Source organism: Pigmentiphaga sp. GD03639 (genome assembly GCF_029845405.1).
Taxonomy (GTDB): Bacteria; Pseudomonadota; Gammaproteobacteria; order Burkholderiales; family Burkholderiaceae_B; genus Pigmentiphaga; species Pigmentiphaga daeguensis.
The window spans coordinates 70,981-93,522 of record NZ_JAOCLR010000015.1 but is presented as its reverse complement, the minus strand read 5'-3'; the positions used below and the strand labels follow the sequence as shown (position 1 = coordinate 93,522).

Genomic DNA, 22,542 nt, shown 5'->3' with positions numbered 1-22,542 from the left:
ATTGCAATCTGCTGACAAAGGCCTGTCACGGCGGCGCAACGGAACGGTGCGCTAGCGGCTGCGCTGGAACCAGAGCATGGACAGCACGCAGGCCAGGGTCAGCAGGACGACCGCCGCCGCGCTCAGCAGGGCGCTGAGTTCGGTTTCCTTGCGCTCCATCGAGAACTTGGCGTTGAGATTGCGGTATACCGAACTCAGGTCGGCCTCGGAGCTGGCCAGGAAATACTCGCCTCCCGTCATCTGCGCGACCGTGCGCAGCGTGGGTTCGTCCAGTCTTGCGAAGAACGACCAGCCCTCGTCGCCGATGGGCGCGCCCTGCTGGGTGCCGAAGCCCACGGTGTAGACGCGCACCCCCCGTTCGGCGGCCATGCGCGCGGCGTCCAGCGGGTCGGGGCCGGTGGTGCGCCGGCCGTCGCTGAGCAGGATGATGGTGCCCGAGGTGTACGAGCCCGGCAGCACCGGTTGCAAGGTCTTCTGTTTTTTCTTGGCCGCCTCGGCGGCGGCCGCCTGGTCGAGCGGTACGGCGCGGCGCCCGGCGCGGACGGACGGGGTTTCGAAGATGACCGATTCCAGGTCGATGCCGTCGTCGGGGAACAGCATGGACAGGGCCAGGATCAGTCCGCTTCCGGTGGCGGTAGCGCGCTGCAGCTGGAAACGATCGATGGCTTCGATCATGTCCTGCCGGTTGTCCGTGGGCGTCTGCACGACCGCGGCGGTGCCGGCGAACGAGACGATGCCCAGCCGCACGTTGGACGGCAGCTCGGAGATGAAGCGCTTGGCCGCCATCTGCGCCGCCACCAGACGGTTGGGGGCGATGTCGGCGGCCTGCATGCTGCGCGAGACATCCACCGCCAGGACGACGGTGAGGGTGTCCGAGGGCAGGGTGACGGTCGCGGTGGGACGCGCGCACGCCAGCAGCGCCGCCGACATCGCCAGCAGGAACAGCAGCGGCGGGATGTGGCGCCGCAGCCGCTGGCCGGGACCGATGGCGGCCTTGGCCAGGCTCAGGCTGGCATACCGGATGGCCGCCTTCTTGCGGCGGGCCAGCGCGTACAGGTAGAGGGCTACGAGCAGGGGAACGAGGAGCTGCAGCCAGAGAAGATCGGGCCAGAGAAACCGCATGAGTGCTCCTTGGCGCGCGGGAGTGTGCAACGTTGTCTTTAGTATGCCCATGAACCCTTGCGGCGGTAAAGGTATCCGCCCATGGCCGTCGTTTAAGTGTTACCTTATTTTGGCCGGGCCCTCGTTCGATTGAACCGGGGGCGGTCCGGGCTGTCAGCCTTGAATACCCCAAGGGAATTCGGGCGCGCCCGGACGCGGGACCGCATTCCGTGAAGAACGCCAAGCTGGACGGTAGTGATGAAACGGGTTGCCCTATACAGCAGGACCGCCAGGCCCCCTTCGGTCGATGCCGCGCCGAAGGCCGAGGCCGATCAGGCGCGCCGGCCGGGATGGCCGGGCCGGCTCCGGAACTGGACGGCCAGGCACCGCACCGCTTTCTTCGGCCTGGCCTTGCTCGTCGTTGCGGGCGGCCTGGTTTTCGTTTTGTTGCAACCTAAACAAAGGCAGCTGACCCAGGACGACATCGATTCCGCGGTCCTGCACACCCTGCAGAACAAGACCCTGCCCTCGCGTCCGGCCAAGGCGGCCGAGGCCGTGCGCCAGTCGGTGGTGCAGATACGCGGTTACGGCGACGAGGAAGAAGCGCAGGACGGCGGCGCGAAGAAGGCCAAGCCGGCCGCGCCTCCGGGCGCCAAGCCCAAGGCGGGCGGCAAGTCCAGGGGCAAGGACAGGCAGACGGCCAGGAACGAGGAAGGCAACGCACCCAGGCATGAAGGCAGCATCGGTTCGGGCGTGGTCATCGTCGACAGCGGCGTGATCCTGACCAACTTCCACGTCATCTCGGGTTCCAGGCGCCTGAAGGTCACCTTCTTCGACGGCTACGAGGCCGATGCCGACGTGGTCGCCATCCAGCCGGACAAGGACCTGGCCGTCATCCGCGCCAAGTCCGTGCCCGACGACCTGCCCGCCGCCACGCTGGGGTCCAGCCTGGATCTCGCGCCGGGAGACGAGGTCGTGGCGGTGGGCTTTCCGTTCGGCATCGGGCCGTCGGTGTCGTCCGGCGTGGTCTCGGGCCTGAACCGCGAATTCGTCTCGGCCGAGGGGCGGCACGTCCTGACGCGGCTGATCCAGTTCGATGCGGCGGCCAACCCGGGCAACTCCGGCGGACCGCTGGTCAACATGAACGGCGAGGTGGTCGGCATCGTCACCGCCATCCTCAACCCGACCAACGCCGGGACCTTCGTCGGCATCGGCTTCGCCACCACGATAGAAAGCGCCGGCAGCGCGGTCGGCATGCCCCCCTTCTGACTCTCCACGACAGGACGCCTATGAACGACAAGCCCATGAGTGCCGTAGACAGCGCCAACCTGATGGAACGGCTGCTGTACGAGGTCAAGCGCGTGGTGGTGGGGCAGGACCACTTCCTGGAGCGGGTGCTGGTGGCCATCCTGGCCCAGGGGCATTTGCTGGTGGAAGGCGTGCCGGGCCTGGCCAAGACGCTGACCGTCAACACGCTGGCCAAGACCATACGAGGCTCGTTCAAGCGCATCCAGTTCACCCCGGACCTGCTGCCGGCGGACCTGGTGGGTACGCGCATGTACAACCAGCGCACCGGGGATTTCTCCACGGTGCTGGGTCCGGTCTTCGCCAACCTGCTGCTGGCCGACGAGATCAACCGCGCGCCGGCCAAGGTGCAGAGCGCGCTGCTGGAGGTCATGCAGGAGCGGCAGGTCACCATCGCGGGCGAAACCCACAAGGTGCCGTCGCCGTTCCTCGTGATGGCCACCCAGAACCCGATCGAGACCGAGGGCACGTATCCCTTGCCCGAGGCGCAGGTCGACCGCTTCATGATGAAGGTCATCGTCGGCTATCCGAGCGAGGAAGAGGAGTTCGTGATCGTCGACCGGGTCACGGGGCCGCCGGTGCAGGTGCAGCCGGTCGCGGTCACCGAGCAGCTCACGCAATTGCAGGCGGAGTGCCGCAAGGTGTACGTCGATCCCGGCCTCGTGCAGTACGCGGTGAAGGTAGTGGCCGCCACGCGCCGGCCCGAGGCCTACGGGCTGTCCGACCTGTCGCGCTACCTGACCTTCGGCGCGAGCCCGCGGGCCACCATCAACCTGGTCGAAGGGGCGCGCGCGCTCGCTTTCCTGCGCGGACGGCACTATGCGCTGCCCGAGGACCTGGTCGACCTGATTCCCGACGTGCTGCGGCACCGGCTGGTGCTGTCATACGAGGCGCTGTCCGACGGGCTCGGGTCCGACCAGATCATCACGCGCATCCTCCAGACCTTGCCGGCCCCGGAGCGGCCATTGGATTCGCATGTTCGGGTTGCGGCGGTTCAGTAAGCGGCCGGCCGAGCCGGCCAACGACGCGGCGGTCGCGTCGGTTCCTGCCAAGGGCGAGGCCGAGGAGCTGCTGCGCCGCCTGGAGTGGACGGTCATCCGCCGCCTGGACGGCGCACTGCAGGGCGACTATCGCACCTTGTTCCGGGGCTTCGGCCTGGACCTGGCTGACCTGCGCGAATACCAGGCGGGCGACGACGTGCGCCACATCGACTGGAACGTCACGGCGCGGCTGCAATCGCCGCACGTGCGCGAATTCCAGGAGGACCGCGAGGTATCGGCATGGTTCCTGCTGGATCTGTCGGGCTCGGTCGATTTCGGCTCGGCCGGCGTGCGCAAGCGGGCGGTGCTGACCAGCTTCGTGGCCGTGCTGGCGCGGCTGCTGACGCGTTATGGCAACCGCGTCGGCGCGGTCCTGTACGGTGGCCAGGGCGAGGGCGCGATTCCCGCACGCACCGGCCGGCGCCACGTGCTGCACGTGCTGGACCGCATCGGCGCGCTGCGGGCCGACGGCAAGTCGGGCGAGACACGACTGGGCGACCTGCTGGAGCGTTCGCTGTCGGCCATAGGCAGGCGCTCGGTGGTGTTCGTGGTCTCGGACTTCATCAGCGCGCCGGGCTGGGAGCAGACGCTGGGCGTGCTGGCCCAGCGCCACGAGGTCGTCGCGGTGCGCCTGTACGACCCGCTGGAGCAGGCCTTGCCCGATCTGGGCCTGGTGGTGCTGCAGGATGCCGAGACCGGCGAACAGCTTTTCGTCGATACCCACGATCCCGGCTTCCGACGGCGCTTCGCCGCCGCTGCCACGGAGCGCGAGACGGCGCTGCGCAAGGCCCTGGCCGAGGCGGGCGTGGATTGCCTGGAACTGGCCACCGACGAGCGGCTGGACCGGGCACTGCTGCATTTCATGCGGCTGCGCCGCCGGCGCAGCCAGCTCGTGGGTGGACTGAACGGGCCCTGGGCCCGAGACATCTGAACCGGGAAGCATCTGCATGGAGAACCTGCCCGCCCTGACTTTCCTGTGGCCCAAGATGCTGTGGCTGCTGGTGCTGGTCCCGCCGCTGGCGTTCTGCTATTGGCGGCTGGACCGCCTGCGCCGCGGCATGGCCCTGCGCTATCCCGCGCTGGACGTCGTGGGCGCCAGCGTCCGGCCGTCCCGGCTGCGGCGCGTCCTGCCGCCGCTGTTGCTGCTGCTCGGGCTGTGCTCGCTCATCGTCGCGATGGCCCGGCCGCAGGCACTGATGATGCTGCCCTCGCGGCTGGAGACCGTGGTGCTGGCCATGGACATGTCGGGTAGCATGCGGGCCGACGACATCAAGCCCACCCGCATCTTCGCGGCCCAGCGGGCGGCCAAGGAGTTCGTCGACGGCCAGCCGGCCAACGTCAGCGTGTCGGTGGTCGCGGTAGCCGGCGCGGCGGCCGTGGTGCAGTCGCCCACGCGCAAGCGCGAGGACGTGATCGCCGCCATCGAGCGCTTGGAGCCCCAGCGCGGCACCGCGCTCGGCAGCGGCCTGATCATCGCGCTGGCAACGGTGTTGCCCAATGCGGGTATCGACGTCGAGCGCTTCCTGGACGGCGGCAGCGCCCGGGGGGCGACATCGCCGGACCTGTCAGCCGCGGGGCGGGGCGACGCGGCGGTTCCGGGTTCGTACCCGTCCGGGGCCATCGTGCTGCTGTCCGACGGCCAGAACAACACCGGGCCCGATGCGCTGAAGGCGGCCGAGGTCGCCGCCGGATATGGCGTGCGGATATTCACAGTGGGCATCGGGACGCCCGAGGGCACGACGCTGTCGGCCGACGGCTGGTCCATGCGCGTGCGGCTGGACGAGGACGTGCTGAAGAAGGTGGCCGACATGACCGGCGCGCAGTATTTCCAGGCCCAGGACGCGGGCGAGCTCAGGAAGGTATATCGCTCGCTCAGTGCGCGGCTGGCGTTCGACAAGCGCGACGTGGTCGAGGTCACGGCATTGTTCACCGCGCTGGGCGCCTTGCTGGCAGTGCTGTCGGGCCTGCTGTCGCTGTGGTGGTTCGGCCGCGTGCAATAGGGAGGCTCGGCCGCGGTGTCATGACCATGTCATGTCCGTGTAGCAAAAAGAGGCGTTGGCCCGACCTTTCCAAGCGCCCCATGAGCTACCAGCCGATTTCCGACCACCACGAAGAACTGATGCAGCGCATCCACCGCGACCTGATCGACAGCTACGACGAAGAGCTGGAGATCGAATTCGAGGACCGCGAGTGGGACGCCGACGGCCAGCCCGCCCGGGTGGAAGAGGACCGCGACGCACGCCGCCGATATTTCCGCGAACTGTTCCGGCTCCAGGCCGAACTGGTCAAGCTGCAGGACTGGGTCGTGCACACCCGGCACAAGGTTGTCATCATTTTCGAGGGCCGAGACGCGGCGGGAAAAGGGGGCGTGATCAAGCGCATCACCCAGCGCCTGAATCCCCGGGTGTGCCGGGTGGCCGCGCTGCCCGCGCCCAACGACCGCGAACGCACGCAGTGGTATTTCCAGCGCTACGTATCGCACCTGCCCGCAGCGGGCGAAATCGTGCTGTTCGACCGCAGCTGGTACAACCGCGCCGGCGTCGAGCGGGTGATGGGCTTCTGCAACGACGACGAGTACGAGGAGTTCTTCCGCTCGGTGCCCGAGTTCGAGCGCATGCTGGTTCGGTCGGGCATACAGCTGGTCAAGTACTGGTTCTCGATCACCGACGACGAGCAGCACCTGCGCTTCCTGGGCCGTATCCACGATCCCCTGAAGCAGTGGAAGCTCAGCCCCATGGACCTGGAGTCCCGCCGGCGCTGGGAGGACTACACCCGGGCGAAGGAAATCATGCTCGAGCGCACGCACATCGACGAGGCGCCGTGGTGGGTGGTGCAGGCCGTGGACAAGAAGAAGGCCAGGCTCAACTGCATCGACCATTTGCTGAGCCTGGTTCCCTATCACGATATTCCCCATCCCCACATCGACCTGCCCCAGCGCGTGCGCCACGAGGACTACATCCGGCGGCCGGTGCCCGACAGCATGATGGTGCCCGAGCGCTACTGAGCGGCGGCGCGCCGTTCGCGTTATCCTGCCCATGGCGGCCCCTCGGGGCCGATGGACGCAAGGCCATGGACAAGAACAATTTCCTGAAGATGATCGCCGCCGGCCGCGACAATGCGCTGCTGCGGTTCACGCTGGGCAATCTCTACCTGGAAGAGGACGATGCCGCCTCGGCCGCCGAACACCTGCGGCGCGCGGTCGAACTGGATGCCGGCTATGCCGCCGCGTGGAAGCAGCTCGGCAAGGCCCTGCTGGCACTGGGCCGCGAGGACGAGGCCCGCGCGGCCTGGGCCGACGGCATCGCGGCAGCCTCCGCCAAGGGCAGCGTGCAGGCGGTCAAGGAAATGCAGGTGCAGTTGCGGCGGCTGGACAAGAAGCGGCAGCAGCCCTTTTGAGGCGTCTTTCGGCAGGAAGGCGATCTAGGCGGGCGCGTCGACGAGCCGCGCCAGTTGCCATAGGGACTCCGCGGTCGGCGCCATGTCCACGTGCTGCCTGTACAGGCGGATCTCGGCGGCGACATGCCACGAGGCATCGCCGGCTTCCACCAGCCGCCCTTGGGCCAGCGCCGGCGCCGCCAGGCTGCGAGGCAGCCAGGCCACGCCCCGGCCTTCCAGGGCCAGGGCTTCCAGCAGCAGCGCATGCGGCGCGGTGAATACCGGATGCAGCCGCGGGTCGCGCGCCGCGGCGCCCAGGCCGGTGCGCAGGATGCGCCCCAGGCCCGAGGCTTCGCCGTAGGCCAGCAGCGGGATGGGGGCGTCCTGGCGCAGGTCGTGGCGGGGGGAGCCCGAGGGCGTGGGGGCGCACACGGGGACCAGCGTATCGTCCGCCAGCCGCACCACGGGACAGGCGGCCTCGTCCAGCCGGCCGGGAAGCGCGGGGTGGGCGTGGCACAGCAGGAACTGGACCTTGCGCTGGAGCATCAGTTCTTCGCAGGCGGCCGTGCCGTCGGCCATCATCTCGACCGCACCCAGTTGCAGGCTGCCTTCCAGGCGCGCCAGCCACCCGGGCAGGAAGGACAGCGACAGGGCGTGCGTGACCGCGATGCGCAGGCTGGCCACGCTCTGGTCATGTGCCATGCGGGCCTTGATGCGGGCGGCCACCAGCCTGGCCAGCACGTCTTCCACCAGGGGCAGGAAGCGCCTGCCGGCGGCGGTGAGCGTGGCCGGGTGCGCGCCGCGGTCGACCAGGTCGGCGCCCACCCATTCCTCCAGCGCGCGTATGTGCCGGCTGAACGCAGGCTGCGCGATGGCGCGGGCTTCGGCCGCGCGCGAGAAGTTGCCGCTGTCGGCCAGCGCGACGAAATCTTCCAGCCATTCCAGGTCCAGGGGGCGATTGTCCGGTCCCATCGTGGGGTGTCGTCTCCGCGATAGTTGTATGCATTTCGAGTATTGGACGCCGCGCGGGCGGCCGGCAATGATGGATTCTACCCACCGCAGCCTCATGGAGACCCACTTGCCTTCCATCGCCAACTACCGCGGCATCATTCCCGCGATCGCCTGCCCCTTCACCCCGAATCACCGCATCGACGAGCCCGCGCTGCGCAGGCTGGCCTCCTGGCTGGCCGGCCACGAGGGCGTCGTCGCGGTCATGACCAACGGCCATACCGGCGAGGTCTTTTCGCTGACGCCGGCGGAGCGCGCCACCGTCACCCGCATCGTCGCCGACGAACTGCGCGGCCGGCTGCCGGTGATCTCGTCCATCGTCTGCGAAGGCCTGTCGGAAGCGGCCGAACATGCGCGCGCCGCCGTCGAGGCCGGTGCGGCCGGGCTGGACGTGATGCCGCCGCATCACTGGTTGCGCTTCGGCTTCACGTCCGGCCATGCCTTGCAGTACTTCGACGCCATCCACCGCGCGGCGCCGGGCGCCGACCTGGTCTGCCACGTGTATCCCGCCTGGACGCGCGCGGCCTACTCCTCGGCCCTGCTGGCCGACCTGGCCCGGCTGCCGTACGTGCAGGCCTTCAAGGTCGGGCAGCGCGACATGAACAAGTACGCGCGCGACATCCAGGCCATCCGCGACGCCGACGCCGGCAAGGCCATCCTGACCTGCCACGACGAATACCTGCTGGCGTCCATGGTGCAGGGCGTGGACGGCGCGCTGGTAGGCTTCGCCACCTTCATTCCGCAGCTGATCGGCGACTTGTGGCGGGCGGTGCAGGAAGGCGACCTCAAGCGCGCGCAGCGTATCCAGGCGCTCATCACGCCGCTCAAGGACGCCGTGTACGGCGGCGGCGAACCCACCGGCGAGGCCCATGCCCGCATGAAGGCCGGCATGTACCTGGCCGGCGTGCTGGACGAGGCCACCGTCCGTCCGCCCACCGAAGCGCCCGACGCCAGGGAAATGGCGGCATTGCGGGCAGCGGTGGAACAGGCCGGACTGCTGCGGCGCTGACCCCGGACGCGACGCGATTCAAAACAAGACGGAGACAAACATGCAACGCAGACCCTTTCTTGCCGCCGGGCTGGCGGCCGCGGCCCTGTGCGTGGCCGGTGCCGTATCGGCGCAGCCGTATCCCGCCCGCGAGGTGCGCATCATCATCCCGTTCCCGCCCGGCGGGACGCTGGACACGGTGGGACGGCAACTGGCGCAGCGCCTGAGCGAGCAGACCGGCCAGTCCTTCGTCGTGGAGAACCGGGCCGGCGGTAACGGCATGATCGGGGCCGCCGCCGTGGCCAAGGCGTCGCCCGACGGCTACACGCTGATGTTCAACGCGTCGACGGTGACCACCACGCCGATGACCATGAAGTCCGCGCCCTTCGACATGGAAAAGGATTTCCAGCCCATCTCGCTGGTGGCCCAGGCGCCCTTGTCGGTGGCCGTGAACAAGTCGCTGCCGTTCAACGACATCAAGGGCCTGCTGGACTACGCGCGGCAGAACCCGGGCCAGCTCAGTTTCGCGGTGGGCTCCACCGGCTCGGCGGGACAGCTCGCCACCGAGCTGCTGCGCCGGGCGGGGCAGATGAACTACCTGATCGTGCCGTACAAGGGGTCCGCGCCCGCCTACCAGGATCTGGTCGGGGGGCAGATCTCCGGCTTCATCGATCCCATCCTGGGGGCCATGTCCTACTACAAGGGCGGCATGCTCAAGATCCTGGCCGTCACGTCGCGGTCGCGCGTGCCCACGCTGCCCGAAGTGCCCACCGTGGGCGAGACCGTGCCGGGCTACGAGTTTTACAGCTGGTACGGCCTGTGGGGTCCGGCCAAGCTGCCGATGGACATCGCCCGCAAGCTCAACGCCGAGGTCAACAAGGCACTGGAGGCCGGCATGCGCGAGAAGCTGGAGCAGCAGGGGCTGGTGCTGAAGGCTGGCTCCATCGAGGACTTCGCACGCTTCCAGCAGGAAGACATGGCGCGGTCGAAGAAGATCATCGTCGAGGGCAACATCCGTGCGGAATGAGCGCCGCGCGGCGGTGACCGGCAGCAGCGCCGGCATCGGCCGGGCGGTGGCGCAGGCGCTGCTGGGGCAGGGCTGGCACGTGGTCGGGCTGGACCGCGCGGCGGCGACCCTGGATCATCCTCGCTTCGAAGGCCGGCCGGCCGACCTCGCGGACGCCGGGGCCATCGCCGGCATCCTGCCCGGCTTGCAGGACTGCGATGCGCTGGTCCACGCGGCGGGCATCATGCGGACCGCGCCGCTGGGCAGCCTGGACGGCGCCGCCTTCGAGCAGATGTGGCGGTTGCACGTGGCCGCGGCCAGCCAGCTCGCCGACGGGATGGTGCCTGCCATGGCCGCGCGCGGCCATGGCAGGGTGGTGCTGATCGGCAGCCGCGTGTCCCGCGGCATGGCCGGACGCAGCCAGTACGCCGCGGTCAAGGCGGCGCTGGTGGCCATGGGACGCAGTTGGGCGGCCGAGGTGGCGGCGCGGGGCGTGACGGTGAACGTGGTGTCGCCCGCGGCCACGCGCACGGCCATGCTGGAGGATCCCGGCCGCGCCGCCAGCGCGCCGCGCCTGCCGCCGCTGGGCCGCCTGATCGAGCCGGCCGAAGTGGCGGCGCTGGTGGGTTTCCTGCTGTCGGACGCCGCCGCGGCCATTACCGGGCAGGATGTGCAGGTTTGCGGCGGCGCGTCGCTGACGGGCTGACCGACGGCCGCGTTCAGCCCAGCCGCTCGATCAGGGCCATGGCGGCGGCTGGCGCCTTGGGCTTGAAGCCGTTGATCATGTAGACGAACACCTCGCGTCCCCGCGCGGCCTTGGCCGGCGAGCCGGCCAGGCAGGGCAGGTCGGCAGGCGCCTTGCCGCCGGCCCATGCCCGCGCGCGTTCCGCCCAGGCATCGAGATCGGCCGGCGCATAGCCCAGCTTGCGGTCTTCCCGCGCGCTTTGCAGCCGGACGTAGACGAACGGCGCCGTCACGTCGTGCAGGTGCGGCACGCCGTCCTTGTCCGCCACGACCGCCGCCACCTCGTGACGTCGCAGCAGATCGACGAAGGCCGGCACGGCGAAGCTCTCGTGCCGGACCTCCACCGCGTGGCGCAGCCGCCGGCCTTCGTATTCCGGAGGCAGCAGCGCCAGGAAGGCGGCGAAGTCGTCGGGATCGAACTTCTTCGTGGGCGGGAACTGCCAGTTGATGGGGCCCAGCTTGTCCTTCAGTTCCACGAGCCCGCTGGCCAGGAACTTGTCGATGGAGGGGCCGGCCTCGGCCAGCACGCGGCGGTTGGTGGCGAAGCGCGGGCCCTTGAGCGCGAAGACGAAGTCCTCGGGCGTCTCGTCGTGCCAGCGGGCGAAGCTGGCCGGCTTCTGCGTGCCATAGAACGTGCCGTTGATCTCGATGGAGGTCACGTGGCGGCTGGCGTACTCCAGTTCCCGGCTTTGCACCAGGCCTTCGGGATAGAAACTGCCGCGCCAGGGCTCGAACACCCAGCCGCCTATGCCCACGCGTACGGAAGACACGCTTTTCGCCTTGCTCATGCGCTGCTTCTCCATCGCCCCGGCCGACCCTACAATGCCGTTCCGGTTCTAGTTTCACCCCGCCATGCCCCTGGACGCCGAACAACTCGCCGCCTTCCGCCGCTTGGCCGCGGGCCTCGATCGCATCGACGCCGAGGCCTATGCCGCCGCCGGCCGCGATCCGCTCGTTCCTATTCTAGGTCTGGGGCCCGCCGATGCGCCATTGTGTTTCTTCGGCCGCGACCCGGGGGCGGACGAAGTCCGGCACGGGCAACCCTTCGTGGGCAGTTCCGGCCAGTTGCTGCGCGCCGAACTGCACCGCCATCTGGCGCCGGACGTGCCGTATTCGTTCGACGAAGGCTTGCGCGTCGGCGCGGGCTTCTTCTGGATCAGCACCGTGCCCTACAAGCCCTTGCACAACAAGGCGTGGTCGCCCGCGGTGCGGCGGCGCTTCCAGCCCTTGATCCGGCGCATCCTGGCGGCGCGGTGGCGCGGCGGCGATGTCATCACCCTGGGCAACGAAGCCTTCGAATGGTTCGGTATCGGCCTGGCGGGCGACGCACTGGCCGCCGTGCGCGAGTTCTGGCGGCGCGAGGACAAGTACGAGTCCAGCGTTGCCGTGCCCCTGCGCGCGCAAGGCGGCGAACGGGTCCTGCGCCTGCATCCCTTGCCGCATCCGTCGCCCGCCAATGCCCGCTGGCGGCCGCATTTCCCCCGGCTGCTGAAATCCCGGCTGGATGCGCTGCTGCCGTCCACCTGATGGAGGCCTTGGCATGAACGGACCCGCCATTTCGATTACCTATTGCACGCAGTGCCTGTGGCTGCTGCGCGCGGCCTGGATGGCGCAGGAACTGCTGTCTACCTTCGGCACGGACCTGGGGCAGGTCGCGCTGGTGCCGGGCACGGGCGGCGTCTTCCAGATCCGCTACGACGGCGAACTGATCTGGGACCGGAAGACCGATGGCGGCTTTCCGGATGCGAAGGTACTCAAGCAGCGCGTGCGCGACCGGCTGGACCCGGGGCGCGACCTGGGGCACGTCGACCGGTCCTAGCTAGCGCAGGCGTTTCGGGAAGCAGCGTCCGTATTCCTCGCAGCCCGGACAGCCAGGCGCGGGCTGCGGCGTTTCGCCCCGCGTGACGGCCATGTCGTACGCCAGGAATTTCTTCCAGCGCATGTCGCCGGTATTGCGTTCGGGCAGCCCCGGGAAGTAGCGATGCAGCGCACGCGTGACGTCGTCGCGCCCGGCCAGCCCCAGGTCGCGCCACAGGTGGTCGGGCCGCAGACAGGCGTGGGCGATGATCGTCGCCAGGCAGGCGACGTCGGCGGCGGGAAGCGCGGGGTTGCGCCAGGCCAGCATGTGGGCGCGCAGGTTGGCCGTGAACGGGGTGTCGGCCTCTGGCTGCGCCGGCAGCGAGGGAAGGAGAGCGCCCGGAAACCAGCGGGCGTACAGCTCCCGCAGCGCTTCCTGCGACAGCCCCAGCAGGGCCAGTTCGCGCCGGACTTCGCGGGCGGCCAGCAGGCGGGCGAAGAGGCGCGCGTCGAATGCGTCCGGATGCGCGGAGAAGGAAGCGAGCAGCGCGGTGCGGGCGGCGGGGTCAGCGTGCCCGGGCTGGGTGTGGGGCCGGTCGAGCAAGGCATTTGCTCCGATGGAAAGGCACAGAGCCAGGTCTGATGTCGTCTTTCTGACGCGTTACTCGATATTCTGCGCCTGTTCCCGCATCTGCTCGATCAGCAGCTTCAGATCCATCGCCGCCCGCGTCACTTCCAGCCCGCCGGCCTTGGATCCCAGCGTGTTGGCCTCGCGGTTCATTTCCTGGAACAGGAAATCCAGCCGCTTGCCGGCGCTGCCCTTGTCGGCCTTCTTGCCCGCGCCGCCCTTGCCGATCAGTTGCTTGAGCTCGGCCAGGTGCGAATGCAGGCGCGACAGTTCCTCGGCCACGTCGATGCGCAGGCCGAACAGGGTGGCCTCATGGGCCAGGCGTTCGGACAGCTCCTCGCCGCGGATGTTCTGGAAGCCGCCGGGGAAGGCGGCCTCGACCGTGTCGCGCAGCTTGCGCGCGAGCCGTTCGCGGTATTCGTGCACGAGCTGGGGCATGCGCTGTTCGACCTCGCCGACGATGGCCGCGACCGAGTCGGCGCGGTCGGCGATCATGGCGGCCAGGCGTTCGCCTTCGCGGTCGCGCGCTTCCTGCATCTGGGTCAGCGCTTCGGCGGCGGCGCGCAGGGCGGCTTCGCGCCAGGTGTCCTCCGATTCCTCGGCCGCCTGCACGCCGGGCCAGGACAGGAGTTCGGACAGGCGCGGCGGCTGGACGTCCGGGAGCACGGCCTGGACCTTGCGGAACAGCGTGGCGGCCTGTTCCAGCGCGGCGACGTTGATGGAGTCGGGGTCGGTGATGAGGCGGCGCTGGATGGAGGCGCGCACCTCGATCTTGCCGCGCGCCACGGACTTGGTCAGCAGTTCGCGCAGCGGCGATTCCAGCGCGCGCAGTTCGTCCGGCATGCGGAAGTGGAGGTCGAGGAAGCGGCTGTTGACGCTGCGCAGTTCGATGGACACCGAACCGTGGTCGGTGTCGGCGCGCGCGGCGCCGAAGGCGGTCATGCTACGGATCATGGCGAAGGCCTGTCAGGACGTGGGCAAGGCCGACGAGCACGGCGACAGGGCCGGTGCGTTTGTCGGCATGAGTCAGCATGATAAATCGCACGGGAAAGTTCGTGGGGCCTTGCCCGTACAATGTCCGCATCCGGCCGCCGCGGCGCGGCCCATGCGTCCTGGGCGCCGGTGCGCCGGCCCGCCCGCCGATCTGGAGTCTTTTTCATGAGCATTGCCCCTTCCGCAATCGCCCGGCCGTCCGGCCGCGGCCTCGCCTCGCTGCGCCCCGTGTCCCTGCAACGCGGCTACACCCGCTATGCCGAAGGCTCGGTGCTGGTGAGCTTCGGCGACACGCAGGTGATCTGTACCGCCAGCGTCGAGGACAAGGTGCCGCCGTTCCTGAAGGGCATGGGGCAGGGCTGGGTCACGGCCGAGTACGGCATGCTGCCGCGCGCCACGCACACGCGCGGCGGCCGCGAGGCGGCCAAGGGCAAGCAGACCGGCCGCACGCAGGAAATCCAGCGCCTGATCGGCCGCAGCCTGCGCGCGGTGTTCGACCTGGAGAAGCTGGGCGAGCGCACGCTGCACCTGGATTGCGACGTGATCCAGGCCGACGGCGGGACGCGCACGGCCAGCATCACGGGGGCTTTCGTCGCGGCCAGCGACGCCATCGCGCTGTTGATGGCGCGCGGCGCCCTGGCGGCCTCGCCCATCCGCGACCACGTGGCCGCGGTGTCGGTAGGCATCTATCAAGGGCAGCCGGTGCTGGACCTGGACTACGCCGAGGATTCGCAGTGCGAGACCGACATGAACGTCGTGATGACGGGCAGCGGCGCGTATGTGGAAGTGCAGGGCACGGCCGAGGGCGTGCCGTTCTCGCGCCAGGAAATGGATGCGCTGCTGGGCCTGGCCGAGGCCGGCATCGCCGATCTCGTGCGCCTGCAGCGCGAGGCGCTGGCACAACCGTATCCGGGTCGCTGATGTCGGCGCGACCGGAGCGAACGACGATGGCAAGAAAACTGGTCCTGGCATCCAACAACGCGGGCAAGCTGCGCGAGTTCTCGTCGCTGCTGGCGCCGCGCGGCTTCGAGCTCGTGCCCCAGGGCAGCCTGGGCGTGCCCGAGGCGGAAGAACCCCACGTCACGTTCATCGAGAACGCGTTGGCCAAGGCGCGGCATGCCAGCCAACTGACCGGCCTGCCCGCGCTGGCCGACGATTCCGGGGTGTGCGTGACGGCGCTGGGCGGCGAACCCGGCGTCTATTCGGCGCGCTACGCGGCGCGCAGCGGCGGCGAGAAGTCCGATGCCGCCAACAACGCGCTGGTGGTCGAGCGCCTGCGCGGCGCGCAGGACCGCCGGGCCTATTACTATGCCGCGCTGGTGCTGGTGCGTTCGGCCGACGACCCCCAGCCCCTGATCGGCGAGGGGCTGTGGTGGGGCGAGATCATCGAGCACCCGCGCGGCAGCGGCGGCTTCGGCTACGACCCGCATTTCCTGCTGCCCGGCCTGGGCCGCACGGCGGCCGAGCTGTCCGCCGACGAGAAGAACCGCATCAGTCACCGCGCCCAGGCGCTGGCGGTGCTGATGGGCAAGCTGGATACGTTCTGATGGCCCGCTCCATCGCGATCCGGCCGGCGGGGCAGGGGGCGCCCGCACCGCGCGCGGCCATGCCGTTCGCGCCCGGGCCCAGTCTGCTGACCAGCCTGCCGCCCCTGTCGGTATACGTGCACGTGCCGTGGTGCGTGCGCAAGTGCCCGTATTGCGACTTCAATTCGCACGCGGCGCCGGACGAGCTGCCGGAGGATCGCTACCTGCAGGCGCTGACCGCCGATCTGGACCAGAGCCTGCCGCAGGTCTGGGGGCGCAAGGTGGTGTCGGTCTTCATCGGCGGCGGAACCCCGAGCCTGCTGTCGGCCGCCACGATGGACGCCATGCTGGCGCTGCTGCGCTCGCGGCTGCCGCTGCTGCCCGACGCCGAGATCACGATGGAGGCCAACCCCGGCACGGTCGAGGCGTCGCGCTTCGCCGACTTCGCTGCCAGCGGCATCAACCGCATCTCGCTGGGCATACAGAGCTTCGACGACGACCGGCTGCGCGCGCTGGGCCGCATCCACGACGGCCGGGCCGCGCGCGAGGCGATCGCCATCGCGCAACGCCATGTCGAACGGGTCAACCTGGACCTGATGTTCGCGCTGCCTGGCCAGACCCTGGACGGCTGCCTGGCCGACGTCGAGACCGCGTTGTCCTTCGGGACGGAGCACCTGTCCCTGTACCACCTGACATTGGAACCGAACACGGTCTTCGCCAAGTATCCGCCCGAGCTGCCCGACGACGACACGGCCTTCGAGATGCAGGACCGCATCGAGGCGCGCCTGGCCGAGGCGGGGTACGACCATTACGAAATATCGGCCTATGCCCGGCCAGGCGCCCGCTGCCGCCACAACCTGAACTACTGGGAGTTCGGCGACTACCTGGGCATCGGCCCGGGCGCCCACGGGAAGCTGTCCTTCCATGACCGCATCCTGCGCGAGGCGCGTGTGCGCAATCCTCAGTCCTGGATGGACGCGCTGCTGGACCCCGCGGCCGGCGCGACGCACCTGGCCGAATCGCGGCTGGTGGGGGCGGAGGAACTGCCGTTCGAGTTCATGCTGAACGCGCTGCGGCTGACCGACGGCGTGCCGGCGGCGAGTTTCGCCGAACGTACCGGCCTGAACCTGGCCACCATCGCAAGGCCGCTTGCCCGCGCCGTCGAACGGGGACTGCTGGACGAGGACCCGACCCGCATCCGGCCCACGCCGCTGGGCCGGCGCTTCCTGAACGACCTCCAGGGCCTGTTCCTGTAGCGCGCCGGGGACCGGCGCTGCGCCCGCAAACGTGCACGCCGCGCCATCGCGCAGCACTTAAGCACTATTTTGGTGCAAAATACCTCGAATATTCCCGTTTGCACCATTATTGGGAATTCCTTGTCGGGATTTGCGTCATGATGGTGCGAGGCCTGACATCTCCGCCGTCCCGCCAATATGCGAGAATGCCGCGCCGTCCTGCGCAAGCGGGCCGGGAAAGCGGTCCGGGCCGATGCTGGCACGGAAGCTGCTTAATTTGATGCGCAACGGTTCAGCCCAGATCGCTTCCGGTCGCGCTGTGTGCACTATCGAGAACGCTTGAGCCTCCGGGAGCCGGAGGCGGTTACGAGACTATCAGGAGCCCTAATGGCAACGCCCAAAGACGTCCTCAAGATGATTGCGGACAACGAGGTCAAGTTCGTTGACTACCGTTTCACCGATACGCGTGGAAAGGAACAGCACGTGTCGGTGCCGTCCCACACCGTGGACGAAGACAAGTTCGAAACGGGCCACGCTTTCGACGGCTCCTCGATCGCCGGCTGGAAGGGCATCGAAGCCTCGGACATGCTGCTGATCCCCGAGCCCTCGACCGCCCGCATGGACCCGTTCCGCGAGGAATCGACCCTGATCCTGACCTGCGACGTGGTCGAGCCTTCCGACATGAAGGGCTATGACCGCGATCCCCGTTCGCTGGCCAAGCGCGCCGAAGCCTACCTGAAGTCCTCGGGCCTGGGCGACACCGCCTACTTCGGTCCCGAGCCCGAGTTCTTCGTGTTCGACGGCGTGACCTGGAACGTCGACATGTCGGGCTGCTTCGTCAAGATCAAGTCGGAAGAGGCCTCGTGGTCCACCGGCATCGACTACGACGGCGGCAACCTGGCCCACCGTCCGTCGGTCAAGGGCGGCTATTTCCCCGTCCCGCCCACCGATTCCTTCCAGGACCTGCGTTCGGAAATGTGCCTGCTGCTGGAACAGCAGGGCGTGCCGGTCGAAGTGCACCACCACGAAGTGGCGGGCCCCGGCCAGCTGGAAATCGGCACCAAGTTCTCGACCCTGGTGCAGCGCGCCGACTGGAACCAGATCATGAAGTACACGATCTGGAACGTGGCCGCCGCCTACGGCAAGACCGCCACCTTCATGCCCAAGCCCGTCGTCGGCGACAACGGCTCCGGCATGCACGTCCACCAGTCCATCTGGAAGGACGGCCAGAACCTGTTCGCGGGCAACGGCTACGCCGGCCTGTCCGAATTCGCGCTGTACTACATCGGCGGCATCATCAAGCACGCCCGCGCGCTGAACGCCATCACCAACCCCGGCACGAACTCGTACAAGCGCCTGGTTCCGCACTTCGAAGCCCCGGTCAAGCTGGCCTACTCGGCCCGCAACCGCTCGGCCTCGATCCGCATCCCGTACGTCGCCAACCCGAAGGGCCGCCGTATCGAGACGCGCTTCCCGGATCCGCTGGCCAACCCGTACCTGGCTTTCTCGGCCCTGATGATGGCCGGCCTGGACGGGGTGATGAACAAGATCCACCCCGGCGACCCGGCCGACAAGAACCTGTACGACCTGCCGCCCGAGGAAGATGCGAAGATCCCGACCGTGTGCTCGTCGCTCGACCAGGCCCTGGAAGCGCTCGACAAGGATCGCGAGTTCCTGACCCGTGGCGGCGTGTTCAGCAACGCCATGCTCGACGCCTACATCACCCTGAAGATGGAAGAAGTCACGCGTTTCCGCGCCACGACCCACCCCGTCGAGTTCGACATGTACTACGGCCTCTGATCAGGACCTGATCAGTCGTCGGCAACGAAAAACGGGGCGTTCGAACGCCCCGTTTTTATTGGCCATGACCCATTTGCAGCCAGATCCTTCCCCTTATCCGGCCGACGCCTTCGCCGCGTTCGAGCTGCTGTCCAGCGCCATCCTCGTCATCGACGACGACGGCCTGATCCGCTATGCCAACGCGCCGGCCGAGGACTTGTTCGAGGTCTCGGTGCGGCAGTTGTACGCGGTCCAGGCCGGCGACCTGTTCCGCGACGGCGAGCAGCTGCGCCAGTCGCTGGAAGAGGCCCGCCGGCACCTGTTCGCCGACAAGCGGCAGATACTGGAGATCGATCGCCTGGGACGCGAGCCGACCCAGGTGTCGGTGACCGTGGTCGCACTGGACGGCCAGCCGTGGCCGGCGCTGATCGAGTTGCGCGAGATCGAGCAGCAACTGAAGGTGGACCGCGAGGAGCGCCTGCTCGAGCAGGCGCAGGCCAATCGCGAGCTGCTGCGCAACCTGGCGCACGAGATCAAGAATCCGCTGGGCGGGCTGCGCGGCGCGGCGCAATTGCTGGAAGCCGAGCTGTCCGACCCCGCGCTGATCGAATACACCCAGGTCATCATCCAGGAGGCCGACCGCCTCCAGACCCTGGTGGATCGCCTGCTGGTGCCGCACCGCGCGCCGCGTATCGTCGGCGACGTCAACATCCACGAGGTATGCGAACGCGTGCGGTCGCTGGTGCTGGCCGAGTATCCGAACGGGCTGCGCATCGTGCGCGACTACGACGCGGCGATTCCCGAGTTCCGGGGCGACAAGGCGCAGTTGATCCAGGCTGTCCTGAACGTGGTGCGCAACGCCGCCGAGGCGCTGTCGGCGCGTATCGCGGCCGGCGATGCCGAGATCACGCTGCGCACCCGTGTGGCGCGTCAGGTCACGCTGGCCAAGCAGCGGTTCAGGCTGGCATTGGAATTGCATGTGATGGACAACGGTCCGGGGATTCCCCCTGAATTGCTGGACCGGATCTTCCACCCGCTGGTGTCCGGACGTGAAGGCGGCAGCGGGCTGGGGTTGACCTTGACTCAGACTTTCGTGCAGCAGCACGAGGGTGTGATCGAATGCGACAGCCGGCCGGGACTGACTGATTTCCGCCTGCTGTTGCCCCTACCTTGACCGAAGAATTGGATGGATTTTTTTTCCCGAGCGTACCTAGGAAGGCAGCGATGAAACCGATCTGGATCGTAGATGATGACCGTTCGATCCGCTGGGTGCTCGAAAAAGCCTTGGCCCGCGAGAACCTGCCCAGCCGCAGCTTCGGTACGGCGCGCGAGGCCCTGGACGCCCTGAACGACGACGTGCCGCAGGTGCTGGTGACCGACGTCCGGATGCCCGGCGCCGGCGGCATCGAACTGCTGCAGGCGGTCAAGCGGCGTTTCCCGGCGCTGCCCGTCATCGTCATGACGGCGTATTCGGATCTCGAGAGCGCGGTATCGGCTTTCCAGGGCGGCGCCTTCGAATACCTGCCCAAGCCCTTCGACGTGGATACCGCGACCGAACTGATCCGGCGCGCCGTCGAGGAAAGCCTGCGCGAGGAGGCCTCGGCCGACGAGACCCTGGTCGGCACGCCCGAGATCCTGGGCCAGGCGCCGGCCATGCAGGAAGTGTTCCGCGCCATCGGCCGCCTGTCGCAGTCGCAGGTCACGGTCATGATCACCGGTGAGTCGGGCAGCGGCAAGGAACTGGTGGCGCGCGCACTGCATCGGCACAGTGCCCGGGCCTCCGGCCCCTTCGTGGCGATCAATACCGCCGCGATTCCGCGCGACCTGCTGGAGTCCGAGCTGTTCGGCCATGAGCGCGGCGCCTTCACCGGCGCGCAGAGCATGCGCCGCGGCCGCTTCGAGCAGGCCGATGGCGGCACGCTGTTCCTGGACGAGATCGGCGACATGCCCGCCGAATTGCAGACGCGCCTGCTGCGCGTGCTGTCGGACGGCAGTTTCTATCGCGTGGGTGGGCACAGCCCGGTGCATGCCAACGTGCGCGTCATCGCGGCCACGCACCAGCCGCTGGAAGAACGCGTCAAGCAGGGCCTGTTCCGCGAGGACCTGTTCCACCGGCTCAATGTGATCCGGCTGCGCCTGCCGCCGCTGCGCGAGCGGGCCGAGGACATCCCGCTGCTGGCCCGCCATTTCCTGGCGCGCAGCGCGCGCGACCTGGGCGTCGAACCCAAGCGCTTCACGCCCGCCGCGCTGGCGGCCTTGTCGCGCTTTCCGTTTCCCGGCAACGTGCGGCAGCTCGAGAACGTCTGCCACTGGCTGACCGTGATGGCGCCGGCGCAGACGGTGGACGTGCAGGACCTGCCGCCCGAGCTCCTGGAGAAGATGCCGGCCGACGGCCATGCCGCGCCGGCGCCGGGGGCCGCCGCCACGGTGCAGGCGCTGACGCCGGAGCGTGGCGTGCTGGCCGCGCCGGACGCCGAGGCGGCGCGCACCGCCGGTGGCGTCGCCGTGGCCGAACGCCCGAACCCGTGGCTGAGCGGCCTGCAAAGCGACGTCGAGCAACGGCTTCAACGGGGCGAGCCCGACATCATGCAGACCCTGACCCGCCAGTTCGAAAGCATGCTGATCGCGACCGCGCTGCGCGCTACCCGAGGCCGCCGGATCGAGGCGGCGCTCAAGCTGGGCATCGGTCGCAACACCATCACGCGCAAGATCCAGGACCTGGGGCTGGACGACGACGATTGAGCCGGCGGCGCTGGCGGCGGCCGGCCGTGCCGTCAGCCCAGCGCCGTGTCCAGCAGCATCATGATGACGAAGCCCACCATCAGTCCGCAGGTGGCATAGACCTCGTGCCCCTTGCGGTGCGACTCGGGGATGATCTCGTGGCTGATCACGAACAGCATCGCCCCGGCTGCGAAGCCCAGTCCCCACGGCAGCAGCATCGCGGAGTAGGAGATGACCGAGGCGCCGACGACGGCCGCGATCGGCTCGACCAGCCCTGTCAGCGCACCCAGCACGAACGCGAAGCCCTTGCTGTAGCCGATGCCCAGCAGCGCGACGGCCACGACCAGCCCTTCGGGCACGTCCTGGATCGAGATGCCCGTGGTGAGCGCCGAGGCGCGCAGCGGATCGGTGCCGGCGAAGGCCACGCCTATGGCCAGGCCCTCGGGCAGGTTGTGCAGGGCGATGGCGAACACGAACATCCACGTGCGGCGCACGGCCAGGGGCGAGTGCTTGCCTTCCACGCCCTTGATGAAGTGCTCGTGGGGCAGGTAGCGTTCCATCGCCAGCAGCAGGGCGGCGCCCAGCAGGATGGCCGCGCCCATCATCATCCCCGCGCCCCAGGGGCCGGCACCTTGCAGCCTTGCCGCTTCTATGCCCGGGACCACCAGCGAGAAGGCGCTGGCCGCCAGCATGACGCCCGCGCCGAAGCCGAACAGGCTGTCCTGCACGCGGTCGGACAGGCGTTGGGAGAACAGCACGGGCACCGCCCCCAGCGCCGTTGCGCCGGCGGCCATCATGCCGCCTATCAAGGCTTCCAGCACCACCGGGTCGGTGGCCATCCGCACCCACAGTTGCCGCCCCAGCACGGCCAGGCCCAGCAGCGCGATGGCGGCGCCCACGGTCCTGCGCAGCACCTGTCCGGAGGAAGCGGTCCGGTTGGCCGTCGTCATGGAAGCCTCAGCTTTGGACCTGTTGGTAGCGCCGTTCGACTTCATCCCAGTCCACCACGTTGTAGAAGGCGGCGATGTATTCGGGACGCCGGCTCTGGTAGCGCAAGTAGTATGCATGCTCCCACACGTCCAGACCCAGTATCGGGGTGTTACCAGCCATGAGCGGCTGTTCGGGTTGCCCGTGCTTTCCACGGCCACCTTGCCTTGTGGCTTCACGCTCATCCATGCCCAGTCGCTGCCGAAGCGTGCCAGCGCGGCCGGCGTGGCCGCCGACATTGTTGCGGATGGCCGTGCGCAGGGGCTCGGGTGCCAGGCCGATACCGGCCACCAAGGCTTCCACGGAAGA

The 22,542-nt window shown here is 68.8% G+C and carries 24 protein-coding genes; 17 read left to right on the top strand and 7 right to left on the bottom strand.

The features are described 5' to 3' along the window. Positions 1-51: 51 nt before the first annotated feature. On the bottom strand, positions 52-1,122 hold the full coding sequence (locus N5K27_RS16875) for a VWA domain-containing protein (RefSeq protein WP_087839450.1): 1,071 nt from the start codon (positions 1,120-1,122) through the stop codon (positions 52-54). Positions 1,123-1,359: 237 nt separating this feature from the next. Between N5K27_RS16875 and N5K27_RS16870 the strand changes: the two genes are divergently transcribed. The 6 genes from N5K27_RS16870 (at position 1,360) to N5K27_RS16845 (ending at position 6,842) form a co-directional block, all read left to right on the top strand. Further along, positions 1,360-2,370 carry a trypsin-like peptidase domain-containing protein gene (locus N5K27_RS16870; protein ID WP_087839451.1) on the top strand — a complete coding sequence of 337 codons (1,011 nt, stop codon included), beginning with the start codon at positions 1,360-1,362 and terminating at the stop codon, positions 2,368-2,370. 20 nt (positions 2,371-2,390) lie between these two features. Further along, the gene (locus N5K27_RS16865) at positions 2,391-3,407 is read left to right on the top strand and encodes a MoxR family ATPase (RefSeq protein ID WP_087839452.1); all 1,017 of its coding nucleotides are present in this window, start codon (positions 2,391-2,393) and stop codon (positions 3,405-3,407) included. Continuing rightward, positions 3,382-4,377, top strand: coding sequence for a DUF58 domain-containing protein (locus N5K27_RS16860; protein WP_279817653.1), 996 nt, complete (start codon positions 3,382-3,384; stop codon positions 4,375-4,377). Before N5K27_RS16865 ends, N5K27_RS16860 begins: the two co-directional genes overlap by 26 nt. Before the next feature lie 16 nt (positions 4,378-4,393). After that, positions 4,394-5,446 (top strand): VWA domain-containing protein, encoded by a 1,053-nt coding sequence (locus N5K27_RS16855; protein WP_279817651.1) that lies wholly within the window; start codon positions 4,394-4,396, stop codon positions 5,444-5,446. Between the two features lie 80 nt (positions 5,447-5,526). Beyond that, complete coding sequence (gene ppk2, locus N5K27_RS16850) at positions 5,527-6,450, top strand: polyphosphate kinase 2 (protein WP_132980026.1); 924 nt, start codon at positions 5,527-5,529, stop codon at positions 6,448-6,450. A gap of 65 nt (positions 6,451-6,515) precedes the next feature. Next, entirely contained in the window at positions 6,516-6,842 is a 327-nt protein-coding gene (locus N5K27_RS16845; RefSeq protein ID WP_279817648.1) for a tetratricopeptide repeat protein, read from the top strand. Between the two features lie 24 nt (positions 6,843-6,866). On the opposite strand, the gene N5K27_RS16840 is transcribed toward N5K27_RS16845, so the two are convergent. Further along, positions 6,867-7,793, bottom strand: coding sequence for a LysR family transcriptional regulator (locus N5K27_RS16840; RefSeq protein ID WP_087839457.1), 927 nt, complete (start codon positions 7,791-7,793; stop codon positions 6,867-6,869). A 106-nt stretch (positions 7,794-7,899) separates the two neighbouring features. On the opposite strand from N5K27_RS16840, the gene N5K27_RS16835 reads away from it, so the two are divergent. Genes N5K27_RS16835 through N5K27_RS16825 form a run of 3 tightly spaced genes read left to right on the top strand, consistent with a single transcriptional unit; the run spans position 7,900 to position 10,529 of the window. Next, a complete protein-coding gene (locus N5K27_RS16835) occupies positions 7,900-8,838 on the top strand; it encodes a dihydrodipicolinate synthase family protein (RefSeq protein WP_279817646.1) in 939 nt (312 codons plus the stop codon). Positions 8,839-8,878: 40 nt separating this feature from the next. Then, on the top strand, positions 8,879-9,844 hold the full coding sequence (locus N5K27_RS16830) for a tripartite tricarboxylate transporter substrate binding protein (RefSeq protein WP_087839459.1): 966 nt from the start codon (positions 8,879-8,881) through the stop codon (positions 9,842-9,844). After that, positions 9,834-10,529: an SDR family oxidoreductase gene (locus tag N5K27_RS16825; protein WP_087839460.1), complete on the top strand. Its 696-nt coding sequence runs from the start codon at positions 9,834-9,836 to the stop codon at positions 10,527-10,529. The genes N5K27_RS16830 and N5K27_RS16825 overlap by 11 nt, the downstream gene beginning before the upstream one ends. Positions 10,530-10,542: 13 nt before the next feature. On the opposite strand, the gene N5K27_RS16820 is transcribed toward N5K27_RS16825, so the two are convergent. Beyond that, a complete protein-coding gene (locus tag N5K27_RS16820; protein ID WP_087839547.1) occupies positions 10,543-11,355 on the bottom strand; it encodes a DUF72 domain-containing protein in 813 nt (270 codons plus the stop codon). Positions 11,356-11,419: 64 nt separating this feature from the next. Here N5K27_RS16820 and N5K27_RS16815 point away from each other — a divergent pair, with 64 nt between their 5' ends. Then, complete coding sequence (locus N5K27_RS16815; RefSeq protein WP_132980028.1) at positions 11,420-12,094, top strand: uracil-DNA glycosylase family protein; 675 nt, start codon at positions 11,420-11,422, stop codon at positions 12,092-12,094. A 13-nt stretch (positions 12,095-12,107) separates the two neighbouring features. Further along, a complete protein-coding gene (locus tag N5K27_RS16810; protein WP_132980029.1) occupies positions 12,108-12,386 on the top strand; it encodes a SelT/SelW/SelH family protein in 279 nt (92 codons plus the stop codon). On the opposite strand, the gene N5K27_RS16805 is transcribed toward N5K27_RS16810, so the two are convergent. Both N5K27_RS16805 and N5K27_RS16800 read right to left on the bottom strand, forming a co-directional pair. Continuing rightward, the gene (locus N5K27_RS16805) at positions 12,387-12,968 is read right to left on the bottom strand and encodes a nitrogen fixation protein NifQ (protein WP_279817640.1); all 582 of its coding nucleotides are present in this window, start codon (positions 12,966-12,968) and stop codon (positions 12,387-12,389) included. It abuts the gene before it with no gap. 57 nt (positions 12,969-13,025) lie between these two features. Beyond that, positions 13,026-13,946, bottom strand: coding sequence for a YicC/YloC family endoribonuclease (locus N5K27_RS16800; RefSeq protein WP_279817638.1), 921 nt, complete (start codon positions 13,944-13,946; stop codon positions 13,026-13,028). A 204-nt stretch (positions 13,947-14,150) separates the two neighbouring features. Here N5K27_RS16800 and rph point away from each other — a divergent pair, with 204 nt between their 5' ends. From rph to ntrC, 6 genes are all read left to right on the top strand, one after another. After that, positions 14,151-14,906: a ribonuclease PH gene (gene rph / locus N5K27_RS16795; protein WP_087839465.1), complete on the top strand. Its 756-nt coding sequence runs from the start codon at positions 14,151-14,153 to the stop codon at positions 14,904-14,906. A gap of 26 nt (positions 14,907-14,932) precedes the next feature. Next, positions 14,933-15,532 (top strand): RdgB/HAM1 family non-canonical purine NTP pyrophosphatase, encoded by a 600-nt coding sequence (rdgB, locus tag N5K27_RS16790; protein ID WP_279817636.1) that lies wholly within the window; start codon positions 14,933-14,935, stop codon positions 15,530-15,532. Then, a complete protein-coding gene (gene hemW, locus N5K27_RS16785) occupies positions 15,532-16,767 on the top strand; it encodes a radical SAM family heme chaperone HemW (protein ID WP_132980031.1) in 1,236 nt (411 codons plus the stop codon). Before rdgB ends, hemW begins: the two co-directional genes overlap by 1 nt. 366 nt (positions 16,768-17,133) lie before the next feature. After that, on the top strand, positions 17,134-18,546 hold the full coding sequence (gene glnA, locus N5K27_RS16780) for a type I glutamate--ammonia ligase (protein ID WP_087839468.1): 1,413 nt from the start codon (positions 17,134-17,136) through the stop codon (positions 18,544-18,546). 64 nt (positions 18,547-18,610) lie between these two features. Then, positions 18,611-19,699 carry a nitrogen regulation protein NR(II) gene (gene glnL / locus N5K27_RS16775; protein WP_087839469.1) on the top strand — a complete coding sequence of 363 codons (1,089 nt, stop codon included), beginning with the start codon at positions 18,611-18,613 and terminating at the stop codon, positions 19,697-19,699. Between the two features lie 50 nt (positions 19,700-19,749). Further along, positions 19,750-21,267 carry a nitrogen regulation protein NR(I) gene (gene ntrC / locus N5K27_RS16770; RefSeq protein ID WP_279817633.1) on the top strand — a complete coding sequence of 506 codons (1,518 nt, stop codon included), beginning with the start codon at positions 19,750-19,752 and terminating at the stop codon, positions 21,265-21,267. A 32-nt stretch (positions 21,268-21,299) separates the two neighbouring features. Here ntrC and N5K27_RS16765 read toward each other — a convergent pair whose 3' ends face one another. After that, positions 21,300-22,196: a ZIP family metal transporter gene (locus N5K27_RS16765; RefSeq protein ID WP_279817631.1), complete on the bottom strand. Its 897-nt coding sequence runs from the start codon at positions 22,194-22,196 to the stop codon at positions 21,300-21,302. Positions 22,197-22,203: 7 nt separating this feature from the next. Next, positions 22,204-22,536 carry a Fe-Mn family superoxide dismutase gene (locus N5K27_RS16760; protein WP_338618665.1) on the bottom strand — a complete coding sequence of 111 codons (333 nt, stop codon included), beginning with the start codon at positions 22,534-22,536 and terminating at the stop codon, positions 22,204-22,206. Between the last annotated feature and the right edge of the window lie 6 nt (positions 22,537-22,542).

Excerpts from the sequence above, each read along its gene's own strand:
- N5K27_RS16830 (WP_087839459.1), top strand. The coding sequence starts at position 8,879 with ATGCAACGCAGACCCTTTCTTGCCGCCGGGCTGGCGGCCGCGGCCCTG.
- N5K27_RS16800 (WP_279817638.1), bottom strand. The coding sequence starts at position 13,946 with ATGATCCGTAGCATGACCGCCTTCGGCGCCGCGCGCGCCGACACCGAC.
- rph (WP_087839465.1), top strand. The coding sequence starts at position 14,151 with ATGAGCATTGCCCCTTCCGCAATCGCCCGGCCGTCCGGCCGCGGCCTC.
- N5K27_RS16840 (WP_087839457.1), bottom strand. The coding sequence starts at position 7,793 with ATGGGACCGGACAATCGCCCCCTGGACCTGGAATGGCTGGAAGATTTC.
- N5K27_RS16765 (WP_279817631.1), bottom strand. The coding sequence starts at position 22,196 with ATGACGACGGCCAACCGGACCGCTTCCTCCGGACAGGTGCTGCGCAGG.
- glnA (WP_087839468.1), top strand. The coding sequence starts at position 17,134 with ATGGCAACGCCCAAAGACGTCCTCAAGATGATTGCGGACAACGAGGTC.
- rdgB (WP_279817636.1), top strand. The coding sequence starts at position 14,933 with ATGGCAAGAAAACTGGTCCTGGCATCCAACAACGCGGGCAAGCTGCGC.
- N5K27_RS16865 (WP_087839452.1), top strand. The coding sequence starts at position 2,391 with ATGAACGACAAGCCCATGAGTGCCGTAGACAGCGCCAACCTGATGGAA.
- ntrC (WP_279817633.1), top strand. The coding sequence starts at position 19,750 with ATGAAACCGATCTGGATCGTAGATGATGACCGTTCGATCCGCTGGGTG.
- hemW (WP_132980031.1), top strand. The coding sequence starts at position 15,532 with ATGGCCCGCTCCATCGCGATCCGGCCGGCGGGGCAGGGGGCGCCCGCA.
- glnL (WP_087839469.1), top strand. The coding sequence starts at position 18,611 with ATGACCCATTTGCAGCCAGATCCTTCCCCTTATCCGGCCGACGCCTTC.
- N5K27_RS16875 (WP_087839450.1), bottom strand. The coding sequence starts at position 1,122 with ATGCGGTTTCTCTGGCCCGATCTTCTCTGGCTGCAGCTCCTCGTTCCC.
- N5K27_RS16860 (WP_279817653.1), top strand. The coding sequence starts at position 3,382 with ATGTTCGGGTTGCGGCGGTTCAGTAAGCGGCCGGCCGAGCCGGCCAAC.
- ppk2 (WP_132980026.1), top strand. The coding sequence starts at position 5,527 with ATGAGCTACCAGCCGATTTCCGACCACCACGAAGAACTGATGCAGCGC.
- N5K27_RS16820 (WP_087839547.1), bottom strand. The coding sequence starts at position 11,355 with ATGAGCAAGGCGAAAAGCGTGTCTTCCGTACGCGTGGGCATAGGCGGC.
- N5K27_RS16815 (WP_132980028.1), top strand. The coding sequence starts at position 11,420 with ATGCCCCTGGACGCCGAACAACTCGCCGCCTTCCGCCGCTTGGCCGCG.
- N5K27_RS16810 (WP_132980029.1), top strand. The coding sequence starts at position 12,108 with ATGAACGGACCCGCCATTTCGATTACCTATTGCACGCAGTGCCTGTGG.
- N5K27_RS16855 (WP_279817651.1), top strand. The coding sequence starts at position 4,394 with ATGGAGAACCTGCCCGCCCTGACTTTCCTGTGGCCCAAGATGCTGTGG.
- N5K27_RS16845 (WP_279817648.1), top strand. The coding sequence starts at position 6,516 with ATGGACAAGAACAATTTCCTGAAGATGATCGCCGCCGGCCGCGACAAT.
- N5K27_RS16870 (WP_087839451.1), top strand. The coding sequence starts at position 1,360 with ATGAAACGGGTTGCCCTATACAGCAGGACCGCCAGGCCCCCTTCGGTC.